Origin of the sequence: Amaricoccus sp. (genome assembly GCF_017995835.1) — a bacterium.
In the GTDB taxonomy this organism is placed as follows: Bacteria; Pseudomonadota; Alphaproteobacteria; order Rhodobacterales; family Rhodobacteraceae; genus Amaricoccus.
In genome coordinates this window covers 1-8,712 of record NZ_JAGOID010000115.1, presented here as the reverse complement: position 1 = coordinate 8,712, position 8,712 = coordinate 1, and the positions used below count along the sequence as shown (strand labels likewise).

Genomic DNA, 8,712 nt, shown 5'->3' with positions numbered 1-8,712 from the left:
GCCATGATCTACGAGGGCGCGAACGGGGTACAGGCGCTCGACCCCGTGGGTCGCATGCTCGGGGCCGACAGCGGCAGCCATGTGATGGCGTTCTTCGAGATCGTGAAGGGGTTCATCCGGGAGAACGCAGGGGATGCGGCGATGGGCGAGTTCCTCGACCCGCTGAAGGCGGCGTCGAAGGACCTGCAGGCGGCGGCGACCTTCTTCATGCAGAAGGGCATGAAGGACCCGAACGAGGCGCTGGCGGGATCGACGGACTTCCTGCACCTGTTCGGGCATGTCTGCCTCGGGCTGATGTGGGCGCGCATGGCGAGGGCGGCGCTCGGGCGGGACGACGATTTCGCCCGCGCCAAGCTCGTCACGGCGCGCTACTACATGGCGCGTCTCCTGCCGGAGACGGGGCTGCGGCTTGCCCGGATCCAGTCCGGCGCCGAGCCGGTCATGGCGCTGCCGGTGGAGGCGTTCTGAGGCGTAACACAGTGGTAGTCTGATCAACTAACTGAAAAGGCACGTGAAAAGAGTTAACGTCGCACGGGGATGGGAATGAGCGAATATCGGCTCTACGGCTTCGCCCAGTCGGGCAACAGCTACAAGGCGGCGCTGATGCTGAGCCTGAACGGCGCGGACTGGGAGCCGGTCTTCGTCGACTTCTTCAACGGAGGCTCGCGGACGCCGGAGTACCGCGCGATCAACGAGATGGGCGAGGCTCCGGTGCTGGAGCACGGCGAGACGCGGCTGAGCCAGTCCGGGGTGATTCTGGACTATCTGGGCCGGCGCTTTCGCGCCTTCGCGCCTCAGTCGGAGGCGGACCGGCTCGAGGTGTTGCGCTGGACGCTGTGGGACAACCACAAGCTCACCTCCTATATCGCGTCCCATCGCTTCCTGACCAACTTCGTCCCCGAGGAGAAGCGCGACGCGGCGGTGATCGCCTGGCTGGACGGGCGGGCGAAGACGGCGCTGAAGGTGCTGGAGAGCCATCTGGAGGGGCGGGAATGGATCGTCGGCGACCGACCCTCGACGGCGGATCTGTCCTGCGTCGGCTATCTCTATTTCGGCGACGAGCTCGGCTTCGACGAGGCGGCGCATCCGAACATCGTGCGCTGGCGCGCTGCCATTGCGGCGCTGCCGGGCTGGAAGCATCCCTACGAGATGTTGCCGGGGTATCCGCTGCCCGGGGCGGCGGCCTAGTGGCGGGCAAGTCGCCGATCGATTTCCTCGCGATCGTCTGCGTCGCCCGGGTCCGGGCGGTCCAGCGCGGGATCGCCAGGGCCTGACAAGGGAGGGGTCCGTGACCGAGGCCTATATCTACGACGCCGTCCGCACGCCGCGCGGCAAGGGGCGCCCCGACGGGAGCCTGCACGAGGTGACGTCGCTGCGGCTCTCCGCGGTCACGCTCGATGCGGTCAAGGCGCGCAGCGGGCTGCCCGGGAACGCCGTCGAGGACGTGATCTGGGGCAACGTCACCCAGATCGGCGAGCAGGGCGGCTGCCTCGCGCGCTCCGCCGTGCTGGCGAGCGGCGTCGGCGAGGGGGTGCCGGGGCTCTCGATCAACCGGTTCTGCGCCTCGGGGCTCGAGGCGGTGAACCTCGCGGCGAACCAGGTGCGCGCGGGCGTGGGCGCGGGCTACATCGCCGGCGGGGTGGAGATGATGAGCCGGGTGGCGATGGGCTCGGACGGCGCGGCGATCGCCGTCGATCCGTCGCTCGCCTTTCGCAGCTATTTCGTGCCGCAGGGGATCTCGGCCGACATCATCGCCACCGAGTTCGGCTTCTCCCGCGACGATTGCGACCTTCTCGCGGTCGAGAGCCAGAAACGCGCGGCGCGGGCCTGGGCGGAAGGGCGCTTCGCGCGCTCGGTGATCCCGGTCGACGACGTGAACGGCCTGCGCATCCTCGACCGCGACGAGCACATGCGGCCCGAGACCGACATGCAGTCGCTCGGCGCGCTCAAGCCCGCCTTCAAGGACATCGGCGAGACCATGCCCGGCTTCGACGCGGTGGCGCTGCTGAAGTATCCGCATCTGGAGCGGATCGAGCACGTCCACCACGCCGGCAATTCGAGCGGGATCGTCGACGGCGCCGCGGCGGTGCTGATCGGCTCGAAGGCGTTCGGCGAGGCGCACGGGCTGAAGCCGCGGGCGCGGGTGCGGGCGACGGCGCGGGTCGGGACCGATCCGACGATCATGCTGACCGGGCCGGTTCCGGCGACCGAGCGGGCGCTGGCCGCGGCCGGCATGGGGATCGGCGACGTCGACGTCTTCGAGGTGAACGAGGCGTTTTCGTCGGTGGTGCTGCGCTTCATGCAGGCCTTCGGCGTCGATGCGGATCGGGTGAACGTCAACGGCGGCGCCATCGCCATGGGGCACCCCCTGGGGGCGACGGGGGCGATCCTGATCGGGACGCTGCTCGACGAACTGGAGCGGACGGGCAAGGGCGTCGGGCTCGCGACGCTCTGCGTGGCGAGCGGCATGGGCGCGGCGACGGTGATCGAGCGGGTGTGATTGGGTGACGCCGTATGAATGGAGCGAGATCGTCCGCAACTACGGAATCGTCGCGGCGGGAGCTGTCGGCATCGGGATCGCGATCTGGCGTGCCATCGCTGCGGATCGACAGTCCCGGGCCCAGCGGGATCAGGTCGCGCAGGCGCGCCGCGAGCACGTCGCCGACATCTTCGGCCAGGCGATTGGCAAGCTCGACGATGAGAAGCTGCATGTCCGGCTCGGGGCTATCTACACCATGCGAGAAATCGTGGAGGCCTATCCCGATCTGTCGCGCCCGACGATCGACCTTCTGACGAGCTATCTCGCGACGGTGAACTACGCCGACGAGGAGCCGCCCGCGGACGTTCGTGCTATCATGACCCTGATCCTGCCTCGGGCAGGCGACGATCGGAAGGATAGATAATGAACCGACTGCGTCCCATCGATCCGGGCCCTGAGCCGCTCAACCTACGTCGCGCTTTCATCCGGCGAACGACGCTCGACCACGCCGACCTCAGGGGAGCGGATCTGACGAAGGCCGACCTGACCAACGCTTCGGCGCGATACGCGGATTTCACCGACGCTATCCTCGACGAGACCATCCTTCGCGGCGCGGACCTGACAGGTGCCCGGATCACCGCAGCGCAGCTGCGCGCGGCGATCACTGACGAACGGACGGTTCTGCCGCAGGACGAGCCCAGATCGTGATCGACCTTCCGTGGGGCTGGCGCGCATGGGCCTGATCGACAAGGCGACGGCGCCGGTCAAGACGGGGTCGATCTATCCCGAGCCCTGGGCCGCGATGATGCGGGGGCGCTCGTCGCTCCGTCTCGGCGAGGCGGGCGGCCTGACGCAGTTCGGCGCGAACCTGGTGATGCTCGAGTCGGGGGCGGTCTCGTCGCTGCGGCACTGGCACGAGAAGGAGGATGAGTTCGTCTGGGTGGTCTCGGGCGAACTGGTGCTGGTGCAGGACGGCGGCGAGACGGTCATGCGGCCGGGCGACTGCGCGGCGTTCCGGGCGGGCGAGCCGGACGGGCATCACTTCCAGAATCGGACGGCGGAGGCGGCGAGCTTTCTCGTCGTGGGGTCGAAGGCGCGGGACGAGGTGGCGCACTACTCCGACCACGACCTGAAGCTCGCGATGGTCGACGGCCGGTCGGTGTTCACGCGGCGGGACGGCTCGCCCCTGGAGGAATGATGCCCAAGGTGACGATCGGCGACTGGGTGGAGGAGCCGGAATACGTGCATCCGGCGATCGGGGCGCGGCTCGCGCCCTATGCGCACCGGGCGATCGGGGACGCGGCGGGCCTGACGCAGTTCGGGGTGCATCTGGAGCGGCTCTATCCGGGCGCGCAGTCGAGCCTGCGGCACTGGCATTCGCACGAGGACGAGATGATCTACGTGCTCGAGGGCGAGGTGGTGCTGGTCGAGGACGGCGAGACGGCGCTGCGGGCCGGGGACGCGGCCGCCTGGCGGGCGGGCGATCCGGTCGGGCACCGTCTGGAGAACCGCTCGGACCGGCCGGCGGTCTACCTGGTGGCGGGCACGCGGGCGGCCCACGACGTGGTGAGCTATCCCGACGACGACCTGGTGACGACGCGCGACGGCGCGCGGCGGCGCTACGAGCGGGCCGACGGCTCGCTCATCGGAGAGCGTTGAGCATTGTGCGGGGAGGTCCGGAAGTGAGCGAATCATTTGCCATGAGCGTGGACGCCGACGGCGTCGCCACGATCTCATGGGACCTGCCGGGGCGGTCGATGAACGTGCTGACCGAGGCGGGCATCGCCGAGCTCGGCGCCTGCGTCGACCGGGCGCTCGGGGACGCGGCGGTGAAGGGGATCGTGGTGACGTCGGCCAAGGCGGACTTTGCGGGCGGCATGGATCTCGGGATGATCGCCCGGATGAAGGAGGCGGCGGGGCCGGATCCGGCAAAGGGCGTCTTCGAGGGCGTGATGGCGATCCACGGCTTGCTGCGCCGGATCGAGCGGGCGGGCATGGACCCCAAGACGCTCAAGGGCGGCAAGCCGGTGGCCTGGGCCTCGCCCGGGCTCTCGGCGGGGATCGGGACGGAGATCGGGCTCGCCTGTCACCGCCGCTTCGTCGCCGACCAGCCCAAGGCGAAGGTAGGCTTGCCGGAGATCCTCGTCGGCATCTTCCCGGGCGCGGGCGGCACGACGCGGCTGACGCGGATGCTCGGCGTGATGGCGGCGGCGCCGGTGCTGCTCGAGGGCAGGATGCTGGACCCCAAAGCGGCGAAGGCGGCGGGGCTGGTCGACGAGGTCGTGGCGCCCGGGGAACTGCTCGCGGCCGCGAAGGCCTGGGTGCTGGCGGCGAAGCCGGAGGAGATCGTGAAGCCCTGGGACGCCAAGGGCTACAGGTTCCCCGGCGGCGCGCCCTATTCGGCCGGCGGGTTCATGACCTTCGTCGGGGCCTCGGCGATGGTGCATGGCAAGACGCAAGGGGTGTATCCGGCGGCGCGGGCGATGCTGTCGGCGATCTACGAGGGCGCGCTCGTTCCCTTCGATACGGCGCTCAGGATCGAGGCGCGGTGGTTCACGAGCGTGATGACGAACCCGTCGTCGGGCGCGATGATCCGGTCGCTGTTCCTGAGCAAGCAGGCGCTGGAGAAGGGGGCGAACCGGCCGAAGGTCGAGGACCAGAAGGTCCGCCGGCTCGGGGTGATCGGCGCGGGTATGATGGGCTCGGGCATCGCCTACGTCGCGGCCGAGGCGGCGATCGAGGTCGTGCTGATCGACCGCGACCAGGCGGCCGCGGACAGGGGCAAGGCGACGGTCGAGGGACTGCTGGCCGACGCCGTGAAGCGCAGGCGGCGGAGCGAGGCGCAGGCGGCGGAGACGCTCGCCCGGGTCACGGCGACGGCCGACTTCGCGGCGCTCGCGGGTTGCGATCTCGTGGTCGAGGCGGTGTTCGAGGATCCGGGCGTCAAGGCGGAGACGACGCGCAAGGCCGAGGCGGTGCTGGAGAAGGGGGCGATCTTCGCCACAAACACGTCGACGCTGCCGATCACCGAGCTTGCCAAGGCGTCGCGCGACCCGGCGGACTTCATCGGCATCCACTTCTTCTCGCCGGTGCACAGGATGAACCTGGTGGAGATCATCCGCGGGCGCGAAACCGGGGACCGGGCCGTCGCCAAGGCGCTCGATTTCGTGCGCCAGATCCGCAAGACGCCGATCGTCGTCAACGACGCCCGGTTCTTCTACGCCAACCGCTGCATCATCCCCTACATCAACGAGGGGGTGCGGATGGTCGGGGAGGGCGTGGAGCCGGCGCTGATCGAGAACGCGGCCAAGAGCCTCGGCATGCCGCTCGGGCCGCTGCAACTCGTTGACGAGACCTCGATCGACCTCGGCGTGAGGATCGCCAAGGCGACGCGCGCGGCGATGGGCGACGCCTATCCCGACGGCGCGGTGGACGACGTCGTCTTCGCGCTGGCCGACGCGGGGCGGCTGGGGCGCAAGGCCAGCGCCGGCTTCTACGTCTACGACGAGAAGGGCAAGCGGCAGGGGCTGTGGCCGGAGCTGCGCCGGCGCTGGCCGGCCGCTGCCGAGCAGCCCGACGTCGGCGAGGTGCGGCTGCGGCTCGGCATGATCCAGGCGCTGGAGGCCGTGCGCGCGCTCGAGGAAGGCGTGCTGACCGACATTCGCGAAGGCGACGTCGGCGCCATACTCGGCTGGGGGTTCATGCCGTGGACGGGCGGGCCGTTCGGCTGGCTCGACATCCTCGGGGCGGGGCGCGCGGTGGAGATCTGCGAGGGTCTGGCGGCGCGGCACGGGCCCCGGTTCGAGCCGCCCCGGCTCCTGCGCGACATGGCGGCGACGGGCGGGAGCTTCTACGGCCGGGCGGCCGTGGCCGCCTGATCGAGGTCCGGCGGTTTCCGTCTGGAGCCTTCGGCGTCAAAGGTTTACGGCGGACCCTTCGATGCACGCTCCATGCACGACGTATGCACAACGCATATGCCAAGGAAAAGAGTCAGAATTGAATCGTTAATGCAGGCGCGAGGCATTCAGGCGGAGGCCGTATCAATCATACCGTCTCCGGCTGATCCCTTCGGCAGGCCTGCGCCCCGCAGCCCCCCGGCTGCGCCCATCCGATTCTTCCCCGGATCGCACTTGTCGGGCGCCAGTGGCGCCCGCGCGATCCGGTCGGCCCGCGCCGCAAGCGCGGGCCGAGGGGCCAGCCGCTATCCCTAAGGTTCGCATCGGCGCGCGACTGCCCTGGCTGGCGCGGAACGCGCCTGCCCCGACAGGGCAGTCGCGTGCCGATTTCGCCAACGGTCGAAATCGGCGGGGATATCGGCGAGGTCTCCGCAACGCATCGACCGAACCGATCAACCGGAGCTGGTATCAGGCGGCGTGGGGCCGCGAGCGGCGGGCGCCGAGGCGGGGGATCTGCGGCGCCCGGGCAAGGCGGGCCAGGCGCTCGGCGACCGCCTCGAGAAACAGCCGCTCCCCGATCGGCAGGCCGGCCTGCTCGACCGCGTCGTGAAGCACGGCCAGTGCGCCGGGGCCATGCGCCTCCATCAGGCACGACGCACGCTCACGCACGGCGCGTCCGTAGTCCACTCGCTCCTTGAGCTGCTGTCTCATCGGTACACCCGCTACCGCCTGCCCCAACCATATCACAGAATGCGCTTGCGCCGGAGTTCCTTCAATCTTTCGGCAATCAGTGGGTTAATCGTGTCGCAGTCGCCCGCGGCCGCCGGGCCGCCCGCATCGATCGTGGCCGGCGGGGCCGGCTCTTCGCGCCGGACGACGGCGCGGCGGTAACGGGTCGGTAACCCTCGCGGGACTAGTCCTCGGGCGGACAGGCTCGAGGAGAATCCCGGCTCATGCTTCGCTCGCTCGCGCTCGCGCTCATCGCGGCGTTGTGGCCCGTGGGCGCGCGCCCGGAGGAGATCCCCGCGCCCGACCATGACGCGGCGCTGTGCGAACAGGCGATCGTGAACGGCGCCCGGCGGGGCGGGGTGCCGCCGGAGGTGCTCTATGCCGTGGCGCTGACCGAGACGGGGCGCAAGTCGGGCGGGCGGATCCGGCCGTACCCCTGGGCGATCAACCGCGAGGGCCAGGGGCACTGGTTCGAGACGCGCGAGGAGGCGCTCGCCTTTGCCGAGGCCAGCCTTGCGGAGGGGCGCAAGTCCTTCGACGTCGGCTGCGTGCAGATCAACTTTCGCTGGCACGGCCACGCCTTCCCGAGCCTCGACGACATGTTCGACCCGGAATGGACCGCGACCTATGCCGCGCAATTCCTGCGCACGCTCTACGAGGAGCGGGGCGACTGGTCGGCGGCGGCGGGGGCGTACCACTCGCTCACCGAGGACAAGGCGGCGATCTACCGTGCGCGGTTCGACAGGCTGCTCGCAGGGCTCGATCCGGCGGCGCTAACCGCGGACGAGACGCTGATGGCCGGCGCGGCGCAGGGCGAGAGCACGCGCTCGTCGCGCCGGCGCGCCGAGCGCGTCGCGACGGCGGCGCGCATCCGCACCGGCCCGCCGCCGGAGCCGGTGATGGGCAGCCTCGCCGGGGTGGCGACGATCGCGCCCGGTCCGGGGCTGCTCATGCAGGCCGCGCCGATGCTCGGACAGGGCGCGCCGCTCCTCACCGCGGCGGCGGGGAGCCTGTTCTGATGGCGGCAAGGGCGGCGCCGCGCTTCGAGGCGAGCGCGCTCTGGCAACCCACGGTGCTGCTGGCGCTGGCGCTGATGGCGGTCATCGTGATGATGGTCCTGCCGATGCCGGCCTTCGTGCTCGACCTCGGGCTGGCGGCGTCGTTCGCCATCGCCATCCTGATCTTCACCATCACGCTCTTCATCAACCGGCCGCTCGATTTCTCGTCCTTCCCGACGATCCTGCTCGCCAGCCTGATGCTGCGGCTGTCGCTCAACGTCAGCTCGACCAAGCTCATCATCGGGCACGGTCACGAGGGGACGGCGGCGGCGGGGCACGTGATCGAGGGCTTCGCCATGTTCATCATGGGCGGCTCGGTGGCGATGGGGCTGGTGATCTTCATCGTGCTGCTGATCGTCAACTTCATCGTCATCACCAAGGGCGCGGGCCGCATGGCCGAGGTCGGCGCCCGGTTCGCGCTCGACGGGATGCCGGGCAAGCAGCTCGCCATCGATGCCGACATGGCCGCCGGCGCCATCAGCCACGAGCAGGCGCGCGAGCGGCGGCGGATCGAGCAGGAGGAGACGACCTTCTTCGGCTCGCTCGACGG

Annotated in this window: 11 protein-coding genes; 10 read left to right on the top strand and 1 reads right to left on the bottom strand. The window is 70.2% G+C overall.

Annotation, left to right across the window (positions count from 1 at the left end; translation table 11 throughout):
* The 8 genes from KBA23_RS14295 to KBA23_RS14260 form a co-directional block, all read left to right on the top strand.
* Window positions 1-468, top strand: a 468-nt coding sequence (locus tag KBA23_RS14295) for an acyl-CoA dehydrogenase C-terminal domain-containing protein (RefSeq protein ID WP_290742122.1), incomplete at its 5' end; no start/stop codon positions are given.
* Between the two features lie 75 nt (window positions 469-543).
* Window positions 544-1,188, top strand: a complete 645-nt coding sequence (locus tag KBA23_RS14290) for a glutathione S-transferase family protein (protein WP_290742119.1) — start codon at window positions 544-546, stop codon at window positions 1,186-1,188.
* Window positions 1,189-1,288: 100 nt separating this feature from the next.
* Entirely contained in the window at window positions 1,289-2,500 is a 1,212-nt protein-coding gene (locus KBA23_RS14285) for an acetyl-CoA C-acetyltransferase (RefSeq protein ID WP_290742115.1), read from the top strand.
* A gap of 4 nt (window positions 2,501-2,504) precedes the next feature.
* Window positions 2,505-2,903: a hypothetical protein gene (locus KBA23_RS14280; protein WP_290742112.1), complete on the top strand. Its 399-nt coding sequence runs from the start codon at window positions 2,505-2,507 to the stop codon at window positions 2,901-2,903.
* A complete protein-coding gene (locus KBA23_RS14275) occupies window positions 2,903-3,187 on the top strand; it encodes a pentapeptide repeat-containing protein (protein ID WP_290742110.1) in 285 nt (94 codons plus the stop codon). Before KBA23_RS14280 ends, KBA23_RS14275 begins: the two co-directional genes overlap by 1 nt.
* A gap of 25 nt (window positions 3,188-3,212) precedes the next feature.
* Window positions 3,213-3,677, top strand: coding sequence for a cupin domain-containing protein (locus KBA23_RS14270; protein ID WP_290742107.1), 465 nt, complete (start codon window positions 3,213-3,215; stop codon window positions 3,675-3,677).
* Window positions 3,677-4,138: a cupin domain-containing protein gene (locus KBA23_RS14265; protein WP_290742105.1), complete on the top strand. Its 462-nt coding sequence runs from the start codon at window positions 3,677-3,679 to the stop codon at window positions 4,136-4,138. Before KBA23_RS14270 ends, KBA23_RS14265 begins: the two co-directional genes overlap by 1 nt.
* Before the next feature lie 41 nt (window positions 4,139-4,179).
* Window positions 4,180-6,357: a 3-hydroxyacyl-CoA dehydrogenase NAD-binding domain-containing protein gene (locus tag KBA23_RS14260; RefSeq protein ID WP_290742125.1), complete on the top strand. Its 2,178-nt coding sequence runs from the start codon at window positions 4,180-4,182 to the stop codon at window positions 6,355-6,357.
* A gap of 486 nt (window positions 6,358-6,843) precedes the next feature.
* Here KBA23_RS14260 and KBA23_RS14255 read toward each other — a convergent pair whose 3' ends face one another.
* Entirely contained in the window at window positions 6,844-7,086 is a 243-nt protein-coding gene (locus tag KBA23_RS14255) for a hypothetical protein (RefSeq protein WP_290742102.1), read from the bottom strand.
* 242 nt (window positions 7,087-7,328) lie between these two features.
* On the opposite strand from KBA23_RS14255, the gene KBA23_RS14250 reads away from it, so the two are divergent.
* Both KBA23_RS14250 and KBA23_RS14245 read left to right on the top strand, forming a co-directional pair.
* Window positions 7,329-8,123 carry a transglycosylase SLT domain-containing protein gene (locus KBA23_RS14250; protein WP_290742099.1) on the top strand — a complete coding sequence of 265 codons (795 nt, stop codon included), beginning with the start codon at window positions 7,329-7,331 and terminating at the stop codon, window positions 8,121-8,123.
* A partial coding sequence (locus tag KBA23_RS14245; RefSeq protein WP_290742096.1) for an FHIPEP family type III secretion protein occupies window positions 8,123-8,712 on the top strand: 590 nt, incomplete at its 3' end. The genes KBA23_RS14250 and KBA23_RS14245, both read left to right, overlap by 1 nt.

Excerpts from the sequence above, each read along its gene's own strand:
- KBA23_RS14290 (WP_290742119.1), top strand. The coding sequence starts at position 544 with ATGAGCGAATATCGGCTCTACGGCTTCGCCCAGTCGGGCAACAGCTAC.
- KBA23_RS14275 (WP_290742110.1), top strand. The coding sequence starts at position 2,903 with ATGAACCGACTGCGTCCCATCGATCCGGGCCCTGAGCCGCTCAACCTA.
- KBA23_RS14270 (WP_290742107.1), top strand. The coding sequence starts at position 3,213 with ATGGGCCTGATCGACAAGGCGACGGCGCCGGTCAAGACGGGGTCGATC.
- KBA23_RS14265 (WP_290742105.1), top strand. The coding sequence starts at position 3,677 with ATGCCCAAGGTGACGATCGGCGACTGGGTGGAGGAGCCGGAATACGTG.
- KBA23_RS14260 (WP_290742125.1), top strand. The coding sequence starts at position 4,180 with ATGAGCGTGGACGCCGACGGCGTCGCCACGATCTCATGGGACCTGCCG.
- KBA23_RS14255 (WP_290742102.1), bottom strand. The coding sequence starts at position 7,086 with ATGAGACAGCAGCTCAAGGAGCGAGTGGACTACGGACGCGCCGTGCGT.
- KBA23_RS14250 (WP_290742099.1), top strand. The coding sequence starts at position 7,329 with ATGCTTCGCTCGCTCGCGCTCGCGCTCATCGCGGCGTTGTGGCCCGTG.